The 14,473-nt window shown below is 60.2% G+C and carries 13 protein-coding genes and 2 tRNA genes; 14 read left to right on the top strand and 1 reads right to left on the bottom strand.

Going from position 1 to position 14,473, the window contains the following annotated elements; all coding sequences use genetic code 11:
• The first annotated feature begins 256 nt into the window (after positions 1-256).
• The 14 genes from L7A20_RS10570 (at position 257) to L7A20_RS10505 (ending at position 13,686) form a co-directional block, all read left to right on the top strand.
• Positions 257-3,409, top strand: coding sequence for an Rne/Rng family ribonuclease (locus L7A20_RS10570; protein WP_237223497.1), 3,153 nt, complete (start codon positions 257-259; stop codon positions 3,407-3,409).
• 413 nt (positions 3,410-3,822) lie between these two features.
• A complete protein-coding gene (gene rplU / locus L7A20_RS10565) occupies positions 3,823-4,134 on the top strand; it encodes a 50S ribosomal protein L21 (RefSeq protein WP_135013897.1) in 312 nt (103 codons plus the stop codon).
• A gap of 53 nt (positions 4,135-4,187) precedes the next feature.
• On the top strand, positions 4,188-4,445 hold the full coding sequence (gene rpmA / locus L7A20_RS10560) for a 50S ribosomal protein L27 (RefSeq protein ID WP_135013898.1): 258 nt from the start codon (positions 4,188-4,190) through the stop codon (positions 4,443-4,445).
• 172 nt (positions 4,446-4,617) lie between these two features.
• Complete coding sequence (obgE, locus tag L7A20_RS10555; RefSeq protein ID WP_237223496.1) at positions 4,618-6,225, top strand: GTPase ObgE; 1,608 nt, start codon at positions 4,618-4,620, stop codon at positions 6,223-6,225.
• A 213-nt stretch (positions 6,226-6,438) separates the two neighbouring features.
• The gene (gene proB, locus L7A20_RS10550; RefSeq protein WP_237205360.1) at positions 6,439-7,548 is read left to right on the top strand and encodes a glutamate 5-kinase; all 1,110 of its coding nucleotides are present in this window, start codon (positions 6,439-6,441) and stop codon (positions 7,546-7,548) included.
• Between the two features lie 94 nt (positions 7,549-7,642).
• On the top strand, positions 7,643-8,926 hold the full coding sequence (locus L7A20_RS10545; protein ID WP_237223494.1) for a glutamate-5-semialdehyde dehydrogenase: 1,284 nt from the start codon (positions 7,643-7,645) through the stop codon (positions 8,924-8,926).
• Between the two features lie 134 nt (positions 8,927-9,060).
• Positions 9,061-9,309, top strand: a complete 249-nt coding sequence (locus L7A20_RS10540; protein ID WP_185174615.1) for a hypothetical protein — start codon at positions 9,061-9,063, stop codon at positions 9,307-9,309.
• 101 nt (positions 9,310-9,410) lie between these two features.
• Complete coding sequence (gene nadD / locus L7A20_RS10535; RefSeq protein ID WP_409348800.1) at positions 9,411-10,106, top strand: nicotinate-nucleotide adenylyltransferase; 696 nt, start codon at positions 9,411-9,413, stop codon at positions 10,104-10,106.
• Between the two features lie 92 nt (positions 10,107-10,198).
• Positions 10,199-11,350 carry a hypothetical protein gene (locus L7A20_RS10530; RefSeq protein WP_237223492.1) on the top strand — a complete coding sequence of 384 codons (1,152 nt, stop codon included), beginning with the start codon at positions 10,199-10,201 and terminating at the stop codon, positions 11,348-11,350.
• A 59-nt stretch (positions 11,351-11,409) separates the two neighbouring features.
• Entirely contained in the window at positions 11,410-11,862 is a 453-nt protein-coding gene (gene rsfS, locus L7A20_RS10525) for a ribosome silencing factor (protein ID WP_185174617.1), read from the top strand.
• 387 nt (positions 11,863-12,249) lie between these two features.
• Positions 12,250-12,322 (top strand) — tRNA-Ala (locus tag L7A20_RS10520).
• A gap of 1 nt (position 12,323) precedes the next feature.
• Positions 12,324-12,399, top strand: a tRNA-Ala gene (locus L7A20_RS10515).
• 127 nt (positions 12,400-12,526) lie between these two features.
• Positions 12,527-12,973 carry a YbjN domain-containing protein gene (locus tag L7A20_RS10510; RefSeq protein ID WP_237223490.1) on the top strand — a complete coding sequence of 149 codons (447 nt, stop codon included), beginning with the start codon at positions 12,527-12,529 and terminating at the stop codon, positions 12,971-12,973.
• 5 nt (positions 12,974-12,978) lie between these two features.
• On the top strand, positions 12,979-13,686 hold the full coding sequence (locus L7A20_RS10505; protein ID WP_159081064.1) for a YbjN domain-containing protein: 708 nt from the start codon (positions 12,979-12,981) through the stop codon (positions 13,684-13,686).
• 35 nt (positions 13,687-13,721) lie between these two features.
• Here L7A20_RS10505 and L7A20_RS10500 read toward each other — a convergent pair whose 3' ends face one another.
• Complete coding sequence (locus L7A20_RS10500) at positions 13,722-14,381, bottom strand: zinc ribbon domain-containing protein (protein ID WP_237223489.1); 660 nt, start codon at positions 14,379-14,381, stop codon at positions 13,722-13,724.
• Positions 14,382-14,473 lie beyond the last annotated feature (92 nt).

Below are 14,473 nucleotides of genomic sequence, written 5' to 3'. Positions count from 1 at the left end.
ACTGCCCACCCGCAGGCGTCCTTACCGTCAAGCCCCAGCAAGTGCAGCCCTAGCGCTGCCTCGGGTTGTTGCCGCTGGCCCGGTTCCCCTCGGCATGGAGCACAGAAGCCTTGACCTGTCGAGTACGCCAAGGAGCTCACGGTTGAGCCGGGTAGCCAAGGATTTCGGCGGACCACCCCTTAGGGTAGGGACCGCCGACTACAGGCAAGACCACTGGTGCGGCAGGGGCATACGAACACAAGGAGAGTGAACGCTGATGAGCAGCGAACAGTCCGAGGTTGTAGAAAACCTTGAAGAAACCCAGGCCGCAGAAGCTACCGCAGCCGCTGAACAGGTTGCCGAAGTAAGCATCGAGGTGGAAGAGACTCAGGCCAATGGCCCCGAAGCGAAGGCCGTTGTACAGGCTGAAGAAACCGAGCCTGCCGAAGAAGCCACAGAAGAGGCAGCAGAAACTGAGGCAGAGTCTGCAGAAGCTGAAACAGAAGAAGCCCAAGCCCCCGCCGAAACCGCTGAAGAGCCTGCCGCTCCTCAGAAGAGCCTGCGTGAGCTCAAGGAAGAAGAGCTAGCCCAGGTCAACGCCGCTGTGAGCTCAAACAATCTGCTCTTCTACTCGCCCAACATGGACGAAATCATGGAGCAGCTGCGGGCCGAAAAGGAAGCCCGCCGTGAGGCCGAAGAAGCTGAGCGTCGTGAGCGCCGCCTGGCTGACCTTGACCCCGAAATCACCTCCCACCGCCGCCGTCGCCGCCGCAGGGGAGATGCTGACCTAGAATTTGAGGGCGGTACCGACGGCGACCCCGAGGACACCATCGTTAAGGTACGCGCCCCGCGCCTGTCTGACTCCCACAGCACCAACCGGGTCACCGGCGTCCGCGGCTCCACCCGCCTGGAAGCCAAACGCATCCGCCGCCGCGAAACCCGCGCTACCGGCCGCCGCCGCCAGATCATTACCGAGGCTGAGTTCCTGGCCCGTCGCGAGTCCGTTGACCGCCAGATGCTGGTACGCCAGAAGGACGACCGTATTCAGATTGGTGTGCTTGAAGACGGCGTGCTGGCTGAGCACTTTGTCTCTAAGACCCAGCAGGATTCCCTGATCGGTAACGTCTACCTGGGTAAGGTTCAGAATGTCCTGCCCTCCATGGAAGCTGCCTTCGTCGATATTGGCCGCGGCCGCAACGCCGTTCTCTACGCTGGCGAAGTTAACTGGGACGTCACCGGCCTAGACGGTGCCCCCCGCAAGATCGAAAACGCCCTCAAGGCTGGCGACTCGGTCCTGGTACAGGTCACCAAGGATCCCGTTGGCCACAAGGGTGCCCGCCTGACCAGCCAGGTCTCCCTGCCCGGCCGCTACCTGGTCTACGTGCCCGGCGGCTCCATGACCGGTATCTCCCGCAAGCTGCCCGACGTTGAGCGTCAGCGCCTGAAGAAAATCCTCAAGGACCGCCTGCCCGAGGACGCCGGCGTCATCGTCCGCACCGCCGCAGAAGGTGCCAGCGAAGAAGAGCTGAGCAACGACATCAACCGCCTGCGCGTGCAGTGGGAAGAAATCAAGGCCAAGAGTGAATCCCGCAAGGTGCTGGCCCCCGAACTGCTCTACCAGGAACCCGACCTGACCATCAAGACTGTGCGTGATGTCTTCAACGAAGACTTCACCTCCATGATGGTGCAGGGCACCGACGCCTGGGACTCCATCGAAGCCTACGTCACCTACGTTGCCCCCGACCTGCTGGACCGCCTGAAGAAGTGGGAAGAGGACGACGACCTCTTCGACCACTACCGCATCGAAGAGCAGCTGGCCAAGGCCCTGGACCGTAAGGTCTACCTGCCCTCCGGCGGCTCCTTGGTCATCGACCGCACCGAAGCCATGACCGTGGTGGACGTGAACACCGGCAAGTTCACCGGCTCCGGCGGCAACCTCGAAGAAACCGTCACCAAGAACAACCTCGAAGCAGCCGAAGAAATCGTGCGCCAGCTGCGCCTGCGCGACATCGGCGGCATCGTGGTCATCGACTTCATCGACATGGTGCTCGAATCTAACCGCGACCTGGTACTCCGCCGCCTGGTAGAGTGCCTGGGCCGCGACCGCACCAAGCACCAGGTTGCCGAAGTGACCTCCCTGGGCCTGGTTCAGATGACCCGCAAGCGCATGGGCACCGGCCTGCTCGAAGTCTTCTCAGAACCCTGTGAAGCCTGCGCAGGCCGCGGCATTCTCGTGCACGACCAGCCCCTCAAGGGCCGCTCCGGTGGTGCTAGCGACTTCATCCACCGCGCCGAACGCGATGACCGCAAGCGCTACCGCAACCAGAAGACCCAGAACCGCCGCGACTTCACCGAGGTTGATGAAGAGACCGAGCAGAAGACCGAGGCTCGCAGGGCTGCCCTGGCCAACATCGTTGCCGCCAGCGCTCACCACGAGGACGAACAGGGCGAGACCGAGTCCAAGTCAGCCCGCAAGCGCAAGCGCCGCAAGCGCAACCGCCGTGCCGAGGGCGGCCTTGAGCTGGAAAACCAGCAGGGTCAGGACGCTCGCGGCGAGCAGGTGCTCACCATCGGCGACGAGGTTATTGAGCTGCCCACCGGGGCGGACGCCGACACCGAAGAGAGCATGGGGGAGCAGGGCTCCTTCACCCTCGAATCCCTGGCTGCCGTCTTTGACGCCGACGGCGACGCTGAGAAGGAGGCCGAAGGGTCTTCCGAGGAACGCTCGAAGGGTCGTGGCCAGTCCAAGCGCCGGGGCGGTAAGAAGCGCGAAGAGATTTCAGCAGATGATTTCTCAGCCAACTCCGACGCGTCTATGGACGTAGACCCCGAAGTTGATTCCCGCTTCACCCAGAACTCATCCCGACTCGACGCCATCCGCGCAGGCGAAGCCCGCGCCCGAGCCTCCCAGAAGGCCGGACGCGACTACGAACCCCGCGACGGCGAAGAATCAACAAACTCAGGTGAGCGCTCTGGCCGTAACGACCGAACCGGCCGTGCAGACCGCACCGACCGCCGCGGCACCCGCAACCAGGACGAGTCAGGCAAGGGCCGCACCCGCAAGCCCCGCCGCGCCTCAAGCTCCGACGTCAAGTACGTCGCCCCCATCGAGGTCGCAGCAGACCCAGCCGTCACCGGCGTCGCCACCCCCGGCAAGAAGGTCGAAGCACCCAGCGAAACCCCGGCCGAGGCGTCCGCACCCTCAGCTGCCGCAAGCGAAGCGCCCCGCAAGAAGCGCCGCTCCCGCCGCGCCGTCAGCTCAGGCGTCGGCTCCACCGAGGTACGCACCGAAGAGGTCAAGGCCGCAACCGGTAGCTCCGTGGTAGCTAGCATCGACCAGGCTACTAAGCCCGTCGCATCCAGCGATGACGCCCCCGTCATGCTCGGCGTCGGCGTCTCAGCTGCAGATATCAAGCGGGCAGGTAAGTAAGAAGGTAATGAAAGGTAAATCAGGCTCGCAGCGAAGCTGCTGGCTCGGCGGCTGGCGTGAATCGCTTGTGAGCGAAGCGAACCAGCGAGAGGGTCGGCAGCGAGCGCGAGCCTGATTTACCGTCGCCCATACCCCTTACTACACCCTGAGGGGTTCACCACATATCTTGCTCAGCACCGACTCACCACGTAAACTGGTGAGTCGGTGCTGTTTCCACAAGCAAGCGTTAGCGTGGACTCAGCTAGGCATATTCCATCAGGGATAAGGCCACACCATCTCAAAACGACAGAACCTGAAACCGCCCGGTACGTACTGAGCAAACCGGGTCACCACCTTGCTGTTGAGCCCGAGTTCCTTTCAGGAAGATTCGTTTTGAACCATTAAAATGACGTCAAGAAGAAGTGAGTTCCCAAGTGGCATACGCAATTGTCCGCGCTGGCGGCCGCCAGGAAAAGGTCTCAGTTGGAGACCTGGTTACCCTTGACCGCGTCGCTGGCGAGCCCGGTAGCACCATTGAGCTGCCCGTGCTGATGCTGGTTGACGGCGACAAGGTCACCGTTGATGCAAAGTCCCTGGCTTCAGCCAAGGTCACCGCAGAAAAGATCGAAGACCTCCGCGGTCCCAAGATCGTTATTCAGAAGTACAAGAACAAGACCGGTTACAAGAAGCGTCAGGGCTTCCGCGCCGAACTGACCACCGTTAAGATCACCGCGATCAACGCATAAGTTCAGCTTAGACTGGTTTTATCCCAACATTCTTTGACCTAAGGTAGGCATCAATGGCACATAAGAAGGGCGCAAGCTCCACCCGTAACGGCCGTGACTCAAACCCCCAGTACCTCGGTGTTAAGCGCTACGGCGGCGAGACCGTCAACGCAGGCGAAATCCTCGTTCGTCAGCGCGGCACCCACTTCCACCCCGGCAACAACGTAGGCCGCGGTGGCGACGACACCCTGTTCGCTCTGGCAGCAGGCAAGGTCGAATTCGGTACCCGCAAGGGCCGCAAGGTAGTCAACATCCTTGCAGCCGCTGAGTAAGGTCTAAACACCTCACCTCAGTAGAAGGGCGATTACGGGGCAACTCGTAATCGCCCTTTTGCGTACCTCACCTCCGCAAAGCCGCCCAAGGAGCGTCCGGCCACAGACCGGCACCGGGGCGACCCTGTAGACTAGATAACCAAACCAAACTTTTTTGAAGGAGCTTGCACTCGTGGCAGAATTTGTAGATCGCGTGGTCCTACACGTAACCGGTGGGCACGGTGGGCACGGCTGTGTCTCGGTTCGCCGTGAGAAGTTTAAGCCCCTCGGCGGCCCCAACGGCGGTAACGGCGGCAAGGGTGGCGACGTCATCCTGCGCGTAGACGCCCAGACCACCACCCTGCTCGAATACCACCACAGCCCCCACCAGAGCGCCCCCAACGGCGACATCGGGCGTGGCGACATGTCCCACGGCTTCAACGGCCAAGACCTGATTCTGCCCGTACCCCAGGGCACCGTGGTCAAAGACCGCGACGGCAACGTACTGGCCGACCTGGTACGCATCGGCGACGAATTCATTGCAGCTGAAGGCGGCATCGGCGGTAAAGGCAACGCTGCCCTGGCCTCCACCAAGCGCAAGGCCCCCGGCTTCGCCCTGCTCGGTATTCCAGGTTCAACCCGCGATATCGTGCTGGAACTCAAGTCCATCGCAGATATCGCCCTGGTGGGCTACCCCTCAGCCGGTAAGTCCTCCCTCATTGCAGCAATTTCTGCGGCCCGCCCCAAGATCGCTGACTACCCCTTCACCACCCTGATTCCCAACCTGGGTGTGGTACAGGCGGGCGATACCCGCTACACCGTAGCCGATGTTCCCGGCCTGATTGAAGGTGCCTCCGAAGGTAAGGGCCTGGGGCACCGCTTCCTGCGCCACGTGGAGCGCTCCAGTGCCCTGGTACACGTGATTGACTGCGCAACCCTAGAGCCCAACCGCGACCCCATCAGCGACTTCGACGTGATTCGTGGGGAACTGGAAAACTACGAGGTTGACCCCACCGCCGGTGTCACCGTGCCCCTCAATGAGCGCCCCCAGATTATCGTGCTCAACAAGATTGACGTGCCCGAAGCGCGTGAGCTGGCTGAGTTCGTCCGCCCCATGTTTGAAGAGCGCGGCTACCGGGTCTTTGAAATCTCAACCGCCTCCCACGAGGGCCTTAAGCAGCTGACCTTCGCCATGGCTGAGCTCGTTGAAGCAGACCGCAAGGCCCGCAAGAAGAGCAAGAGCGCCCCGGCAGAGGATGTCGCCGTGGTCAAGCCCAAGGGCTTCCGCTCCAAGAAGCGCCAGGAATTCATCATTCGCAAGGAAGAGCGCAACCTGGAACCCCTCTTCCGTGTGATCGGTGAGAAGCCCGAGCGCTGGATTAAGCAGACTGACTTTAACAACGACGAAGCCGTGGGCTACCTGGCTGACCGCCTCAACCGCCTGGGCGTTGAAGATGAACTCTTCAAGGCAGGTGCTGTTGCCGGTGATGCCGTGGTGATCGGTGAAGAAGTCGACGCTGTGGTCTTTGACTGGGAGCCCACCATGGTCGGCGGTGCCGAGCTGCTCTCGTCCCCGCGCGGTACCGATGCCCGCCTGGAGGAGCTGATTCGCCCCACCCGTGCCCAGCGCAAGGCTGAGTTCCACGAGCGTATGGACGCCAAGGCTGAGGCTCGCGCTGAGCTTGAGGCTGAGCGCGTGGCAGGTATCTGGACCGAGTCTGTCGACGAGGCTCGCGCCGCCAAGGTCAAGGCAGCTAAGGCTGAAAAGCGAGCTGCCAAGCGGGCGGCAGAAGAAGAGTAAGAGGGCTAGGGCGGTTTTTTCGGCCCGCTCTTATTTCACTATGTGTCAGGAGTCGCCCCGGGGAGTGTGCCCGGGGCGACTCTGCTGTATATTCATAGAAGCTAAAGTTAACACTTTAAGGGAGCTAATCAATTGGATTTGAAGGACGCCTTCCAGGCCAGCGCCGAGTCACGCGGCAAGCACCGCCGCAGCCCCATCGTCGAGCGCTCCGACATGCCACGGGCTAAGCGAATTGTGGTGAAGGTTGGTTCATCATCCCTGACCTCCATTGAAAACTCCTTAGACGAGCTAGCAATCGCCACCATCTCAGATGTGCTGGCGAAGAAGAAAAAAGAGCATCCCTCTATCGAGCTGGTTTTCGTATCATCGGGCGCTATTGCTGCCGGCCTGGCTCCGCTGGGTCTGTCGCGCCGTCCTAAAGATTTGGCAACCCAGCAGGCGGCGGCGTCCGTCGGCCAGTCCCTGCTGATGAGCCGCTACACCGATATTTTTACCCGCTACGGCGTTACCGTTTCCCAGGTACTGCTGACCGCCGAAGACCTCATGGCCCGGGACCGCTACCAGAACGCCCACCGCCAGCTAGAGCGCCTGCTCGATCTGGGGGTCATGCCCATTATCAACGAGAACGATGCGGTAGCTACCCGCGAAATCCGCTTCGGCGATAACGACCGTATCGCAGCCCTTGTGGCCCACACCGTCAAAGCCGACGCCCTGCTTCTGCTCTCGGACGTGGATGCCCTCTACACCCGCCACCCCGATCAGGGCGGCGAGCGCGTGAGCAGCGTGCGCAACGAAGCTGACCTGGCGGGCCTGTCGATCGGGTCGGTGGGGTCTGCCGGTGTGGGCTCCGGTGGCATGGTGACGAAGGTGAAGGCTGCCCAGGTGGCGGCGGCGTCCGGAATTCCCGCCCTGGTGACCAGCGCGGCTCACGCCCGCGCCGCCTTTGCCGGTGAGGACGTCGGCACCTGGTTCTACGCCACCGGCGAGCGCCGCCCGGTGCAGACCCTCTGGCTGGAGCACCTGGCCGATATAGAGGGCTCAATTACCGTGGATGCGGGCGCTGCTGCTGCCCTGCGCCGTCGTCGTTCTCTGCTGGCAGCCGGTGTGCTGGGGGTTCAGGGCTCCTTTGAGGGCGGTAGCCCCGTGGCGATTGTTGATGAGGGTGGTGAGGTGCTAGCTCATGCCCTGAGTTCTTATACTGCCGGTGAGACCGCCCAGATGGTGGGTCTGCACACCGAGCAGATTCAGCGCACCATGGGGGAGACCTACGACGGTACGGTAGCGCACGCCGATAATATTGCGCTGGTGGGCCCCTCCCAGTAGTAATCACCGGCCCCAGTAATACTGGGCCCTTGCGCGGGTGCGCCGGTAGGATAGTTTCAAGGTTGTTCAACCCCCTATACATAAGGAGATGCTCATGGGCGAGCAGGTACACGTGAGTGACGATGTGATGCGGCAGGTCACCGATATGGCGGTGGACGCCCGTATCGCCTCCCGACGTCTGGCCAAGGCCGATACCCGATGGAAGAACCGGGCTTTGCTGGCTGTTGCTGATTCACTCGAAAAGCATTCGGCGGTGATTATCGAGCAGAATGCCCAGGATCTTGAACGGGAGCGGGCAGCCGGTATGAGCGAGGCAATGCTGGATCGTCTGCGCCTGACCGAGCACCGGGTGGGTGAACTTGCGGACGCTCTGCGCGAGCTGGTTGCCCTGCCCGACCCGGTGGGGGAGCTGGTGCGCGGTTCAACCCTGCCGAATGGTCTGCGCATGCAGCAGGTGCGGGTGCCCCTGGGTGTGGTGGGTGCTATCTACGAAGCCCGCCCCAATGTGACCGTTGATATCGCTGGTCTGGCCATTAAAGCCGGCAATGCGGTGATGCTGCGTGGTGGCTCGGCAGCGGCCAAGAGTAACCAGGTGATTGTGCGTATTATCCGCGATGCTCTGCACGCTACGGGCCTGCCCATTGACTCGGTGCAGTCGGTGGACGAGTTTGGCCGTGAGGGCGCTGCCGCCCTGATGCTGGCTCGCGGTCACATCGATGTGCTGATTCCTCGTGGCGGGCACAGCCTGATTCAGTCAGTGGTGCAGAACGCTAAGGTGCCGGTCATTGAGACCGGTGAGGGTAACTGCCATATCTTCCTCGATACCAGCGCCGACCCGCAAAAGTCTGCCGAGATTCTGGTGAACGCCAAGACCCAGCGGCCGGGTACCTGCAACACCGTTGAAACCCTCCTCCTTGCCGAGGGAGCGGACGCTGCCCCGGGCGTCCTTGCGGCTCTGGCCAAGGCCGGGGTTACCCTGCATGCGGACGCCGCCACCCGCGCCATCCTGCCCGAGGGCGTAGATGCGGTAGAGGCAACCGAGGAGGACTGGGCCACCGAATACGGCTCCCTGGACTTGGCTGTTAAGACCGTGCCCGATGTGCGCGCCGCTATTGCCCATATTCGCGAATACTCCACCGGCCACTCCGAGGCGATTCTGACCAACGATATCGCTAATGCCGAGAAGTTTATTCGCGACGTTGACTCCGCGGCAGTGTACGTGAACGCCTCGACCCGGTTTACGGACGGCGGCCAGTTCGGCCTGGGTGCGGAGGTTGGTATCTCGACCCAGAAACTGCACGCTCGCGGCCCCATGGGCCTAGAACAGCTCACCACCACCAAGTGGATCGTGCGCGGCGACTGGCACAGCCGCGACTAAAAGCAGAAAAATCGCACCTGCTACCGGGTAAAGTCCCGCTCATAGAGCGCGAAACCCGGTAGCATGGTAATAAACCCATACTTTGACCGCACTGGCGCGGCCACACACCGCCCAGCCTCGAAAGGTACACACACATGTTTTCATCTGTACTTGCATCAGGCGCCACCGTACTTGCCTCAGAAGAAGGTAGCCACCAGCTCGAACTGCTCGGTATGCCCACCTACTGGTTCGCCATCATCGGCTTCATTGTCTTCGGCATTCTCTTCCTGATCACCATCTCATTCTCAGGCCGCGGCGTTGTACGCCCCGACCACGCAGCAGACCACCTCTCCCACGAAGAGACCGAGGCCCTGCGCGACTACCAGAGCAAGCACAAGCGCTAAACTTTTCTCCACCACACTTCGGCGCGGTGCCCGCACCACCCCGGTAACCGGGGGAGCGGGCCCGCGCCGAAGCCGTACATACAAAAGCGAGCAGGAGACCCGTGATTCGTCCCGCCCATGAAATCCGACGTGAGCTCGGTATCCCCGAACCCGACCCCGCCACCACCCGCGTGGGGGTCATGGGTGGCACCTTCGACCCCATCCACCACGGGCACCTGGTTGCAGCTAGCGAAGTCGCTGCCGTGCTGAGCCTCGACGAAGTAATTTTCGTGCCCACCGGCAACCCCTGGCAGAAGGCCAACAAACAGGTCACTGCCCCTGAGCACCGCTACCTGATGACGGTGATTGCCACCGCTTCCAACCCCCGCTTCACCGTGAGCCGGGTCGATATTGACCGCCAGGGCCCCACCTTCACCATCGACACCCTCACCGACCTGCGAGCCGAGCGCCCCAACGACGAGCTCTTCTTCATCACCGGCGCCGACGCCATGAGCCAAATTACCACCTGGAAAGACGCCCACAAGATGTGGGACCTCGCCACCTTCGTGGCGGTCACCCGCCCCGGCCACGAACTAACCGTGCCCGAAGAAGCGCAGGGGCGCGTCCGCGTCATCGAAATCCCGGCTATGGCCATCTCATCGACCGATATCCGCGACCGGGCCCGCAACGACCTGCCTGTCTGGTACCTGGTGCCCGACGGGGTAGTGCAGTACATCAATAAATACAGCCTCTACACCGGCGACGACACTGGCACCCCGGGCGGCGGCTATGTAGCTGGCCTGCCCCGGCTGAAATAAAACCAAAGACCACCTCAGCTAAGAACCTTCACCACCTGTCTGGCTTGGTAGCATTAACCACAAGAACCAGGCATCCCACTCAAGGAAACACTGTGAGCACACGACCCGATCAGGCCGCGGACGGCCAGAACGACGAGACACCCGCCTACCTCACCGAAAGCTACACAACTGAGGACGGGCTAGAAATCCCGCCCCCGACCCGCCCCATGGGTCCGCGCCGTCTGACCCGCTACTACGAAGAGGTCGCTGAATACCTGCGCGCCCTGCAGCGGGGGGATGAAGAGCTGCCCGAGGTGCCCATGTTTATGGGGGCCATCGAGGGTGTAGAGGTAGAGCAGGACGCCGCCCGCTCCCTGGTTGACCTGTCGCAGATGGGCAGCATCAGCACCGGCGAGGGCGAGAAGCTCGACGTAGATTTCGATAACACCCGCGCCACCGTGGTTGAAGACCCCCTGGCCCACATTGACCAGCAGGTTCTCGGCGCCGACTACTCCGAGCAGGCTGAAGCTACCGAGCAGGTAGACTTCGCCGCTGCCGCCGGCGAAATCACCGGTGAAAGTGACTTCGTGAGCGTTGGCGAGCTACAGGTAGAGGAGCCTGAGGCTGAGGAACCCGTCGTCACCACAAACCCTGAGGCAATTGCCGCTATCATCGCCCGCGCCCAGGCTAAGGACGATGAATATAGGGCGACCCACCCCGAAGAAGAAGCCCAAGCGGAGCTAGCCGAAGACACCCAGGGCGGGCCCGTCACCGAACTCTTCACCGCCGGCCAGCATACCCCGGACCTGCCCGCCCCCGTCCGCGCGGTTGATGCCCAGGGCCTTGACCTTACCGAAATCGACAGCGCCGATGTGACTGACCCAGCCGCCAGTACCCTAGCCAGTGACAGCACCGGTGCGGTAGACTCTGATAGTTCTGAAGAAACTGCCGAGGCCCCCGAAGGGTACACCTACGAGCCGCAGGCAGAAGAGGACGAAGAGACCACCGAGTCTGCACCTGAGACCCCGGCGGCGGCCCCCGGCCCCGACCAGGAAGAAGACGCTCAGCGCTTCAACTTCGCAGGCACCGTCAAACAGACGGACGAAGCCCCCTCCGGCGACCTTGCCGAAGTGGAACAAGAAGCAGCAGCAACCTACAACCCAGAAACATCAGAGGGGCGATCCACCGGCGCAATCGTAGCCGTCGTGGGCCTCCTGCTTCTCGTGCTTGTACTGGCCACCGTGTGGTTCCTTTTCTTCAGTTAAAGATTTAGTTGAATGAGACCCCAAAAGGTTTGGGGAATGATTTGCTCGGAAAGGGCGAAATGACTGCAGCTGCAGAGTCTATTGAAGCGTTGAAGGTAGCCGCACGCGCGGCCGACGACATGCAGGGAACCAACCTGCTGGCCGTCGACGCTTCTGACATTATGGGTTTGATCGACGGCTTCCTGGTCGTCTCAGCCCACAACGAACGCCTGGTCAACGCAATTGTTGACGAGGTTGAAGATAAGCTCCGTGAAGAACTGGGCCTCAAGCCCCTGCGCCGCGAAGGCCGCGCAGAAGGCCGCTGGGTACTCCTGGACTTCGGCGACATCGTAGTGCACGTACAGCACGAAGAAGACCGCGCCTTCTACGCCCTCGACCGCCTCTGGGGCGACGCCCCCCGCATCGACCTGGGCCTAGACAGCGAAGCCGGTGACGTCGACACCGAAGGCGCCGAAGCTGACTTCGAGATCATCACTCCCGAAGCGGACCTGATGAACCAGCGCGAAGACTAGAAGCTTAGCGTAAGAGGGGTTGCGCAGGCTCGCGCTCGATGGAGCCCAGCAGATTCCGAGCGCGCGAGGAAATAAATCTGCGGGCGGAATAGGCGAAAGCCTGACCCTCACGCCCCGCCTTACGGCGGATTCCGTTCGCTCTTATGTGCTCGCTCGCTCGCACCCGCTCACTCCATCCGAGCCAGCAGCTTCGCTGCGAGCCTGCTCCACCCACCTTCCCTGCGTTAGGGGAGTAGGGTGGGGCGCCCTTTTGTGGACAGAGGTTGAACAGTCCATGAATATTGTGTGACGCAGTTCATAGGTGCTGGCGGGTTCTCGATTTGCATCAGCCCATGTGGGTGCCATAAGATAGAACAGTCGCCGCGAGAGCGGGGAATAAATGAATAAGGGGCTATGGCGCAGTTGGTAGCGCGTCTGCATGGCATGCAGAAGGTCAGGGGTTCGAATCCCCTTAGCTCCACGGGGGTATGGCGCAGTTGGTAGCGCGTCTGCATGGCATGCAGAAGGTCAGGGGTTCGAATCCCCTTACCTCCACCATTAGCACCCTGTAAGTAATACAATTACTCGCAGGGTGCTTCTTCGTGTAATAGTTGGTTCACCTTACAACGAAGCTCCCTATTTGGGTTTTGCCACTGGAAAGATTGTTTGATTGTAGGTTTGCACATTGAGTGAAGACTCTAATCTGGATCAAGAATTACTGCCAATCACCCGCGAGCTGATAGCGCAGCAACTACAATCTGACGGCATTACCTGCTTTGTTGATGACAGCGGTGATGTCAGAGCTTATCTTGACGATACCCACTTCAAATTCATCCTCGGCGGCGAACACGAACATATCCTGTGTATCTACGGCTTCCCCGTCCGGCACTTTTCAGCGAACAACAGTGAAGAAATCAGCTCGTTCATCGAGTCATGGCATCAAAACACGGTTGCGCCGAAGATTATTTCCCACATCACCGATGACGGTGAGGTCCGTATCGTCTCCGAACTCGCGGTTAATCTGGGTAGGGGTGTTACTCGTGCTCAACTCACCGACCAGATGGCGTTTGCTGTTACCAGCACGAGAATGTTCATGCAGCAACTTCTCGGTGCGCTTACGAGGAGCGAATGAAGTCAATGGGTTCGACAGCATTTGAGTGGTTCATTGCGATTGGCATTCTCGCATTTTCACTTGTGATTGGTGTACTTATTTCCTTTTTTGTTGGACGCGAGCGTAAACGTGCAGACAAACTTGCAAAAGAAAAAGCAGAGTTAGAAAAACACAACCAAATCTTGACAGAGGTAGTGAACAAACGGCCTCAGCCGGGCACATTGAGTGCTGCCCTCAAGCAAAGCTCACCCGAAATGATGGCAGTGAAGCTACAAGCAGTGCGCGAACAAAAAGGAAGCGTAGTCCAGACGGTCAACAAGGAACGAGTCATCGAATATCTAAACTCAGAGGGTATAGTTTTTGATCTCGACCATGACGGCGACATCGCACTGATGGCTAATGGCTTCGTCTACCGTGTTTTCTTCACTACTGGAAACAGCGGAATCTTCGTGGTTCGTGGCGACCTTGGCGTCACCATTCCTAAGGATCGCCGTATAGAACTTGAACTGCATGTATCTGAAGTTCACCAAGGTAGATATTGGCCCAAACTCGTAATCTGGGAAACCAGCGAAGGCGACCTGAAACTCACTGGCGATTTCGGCATCATCATGCGTGCCGGTGCAACAGATAAGCAGCTTAGTGTTCGCGTTAGCTCTGCATTCGTTGCGATTGATGCTGCACTCACAGAAGTACTCAAGAAACTAAACCTCCCAAAGTTTGGGGTTCTTGAGTAGAGGTATCCAGCTCTAGCTGAGGAGAGAAATCCAGCCTAGGATTCTAGCTTTAAGTCAACCTTGATCTGGCCGCGAGTCGTGATCACAATCTTTTCGGTAATGAGGTGGAACAAGGCTTCGTCCCATTCGAGCGCGTCAGGATTTAGCCCCTTGATGGCTTTGCGCATCCGACCAAGTTCAATCCCACAGGCTTGCCTGCGAGCCAGTAGCTCCTGCGCTTCACTGAGTTTGGCAGCGGTGTGGGTGTAGCTTTCTTCCAACTGGTTGAAACGCACCCAATAATCGTCTTGGTTTTGAGCTGCAGTTTTGTTTTCTTCAATCGCCCGGTTCATCAGCTCAGTGACAACCTCAAGCTCACCCTGCAGTACTTGGATGTCGGCTTCAACCTCAGCAGTGTCGGCCAGCACTGCGTGGAGTTCTTCCCAGTCGATCAGGCTGCGTCGCTTCACCATCTCGGTTACCGCTTCAACCCATGCTGCCTGCAACATCTCATCCGTGATGGTCGGGGTTTTGCCTGGGTGGTCTACCTCGTAGCGGCGATTGCATTTCCACACCACCCGCTTATATTTGCTGGTTGAGTGCCAGGTCTTCGCCCCGTACAAACCACCGCAATGCTCACAAAACACCATGCGTGAGAATGTGCGGTCGTGCCTGCAGCCCGGGTCTGTCAGATTAACGGTGTAAACCCACAACAAATCTAGCGACCAGCCACCTGCGGCAACCGATCACCAAAAACAATAGCAAAAGCATTCAACGCCGGCTTCCACCGACTCATCCACCGCCGAGC

Origin of the sequence: Rothia nasimurium, assembly GCF_928381415.1 — a bacterium.
In the GTDB taxonomy this organism is placed as follows: Bacteria; Actinomycetota; Actinomycetes; order Actinomycetales; family Micrococcaceae; genus Rothia; species Rothia nasimurium_H.
Note: the sequence above shows the minus strand (reverse complement) of the source record. Positions and strands in the feature narration are given on the sequence as shown.

Bases quoted from the DNA above. Each gene is read 5' to 3' on its own strand.
- L7A20_RS10505 (WP_159081064.1), top strand. From the start codon at position 12,979: ATGGGTTCGACAGCATTTGAGTGGTTCATTGCGATTGGCATTCTCGCA.
- L7A20_RS10545 (WP_237223494.1), top strand. From the start codon at position 7,643: ATGGGCGAGCAGGTACACGTGAGTGACGATGTGATGCGGCAGGTCACC.
- L7A20_RS10570 (WP_237223497.1), top strand. From the start codon at position 257: ATGAGCAGCGAACAGTCCGAGGTTGTAGAAAACCTTGAAGAAACCCAG.
- L7A20_RS10540 (WP_185174615.1), top strand. From the start codon at position 9,061: ATGTTTTCATCTGTACTTGCATCAGGCGCCACCGTACTTGCCTCAGAA.
- rsfS (WP_185174617.1), top strand. From the start codon at position 11,410: ATGACTGCAGCTGCAGAGTCTATTGAAGCGTTGAAGGTAGCCGCACGC.
- proB (WP_237205360.1), top strand. From the start codon at position 6,439: ATGCCACGGGCTAAGCGAATTGTGGTGAAGGTTGGTTCATCATCCCTG.
- rpmA (WP_135013898.1), top strand. From the start codon at position 4,188: ATGGCACATAAGAAGGGCGCAAGCTCCACCCGTAACGGCCGTGACTCA.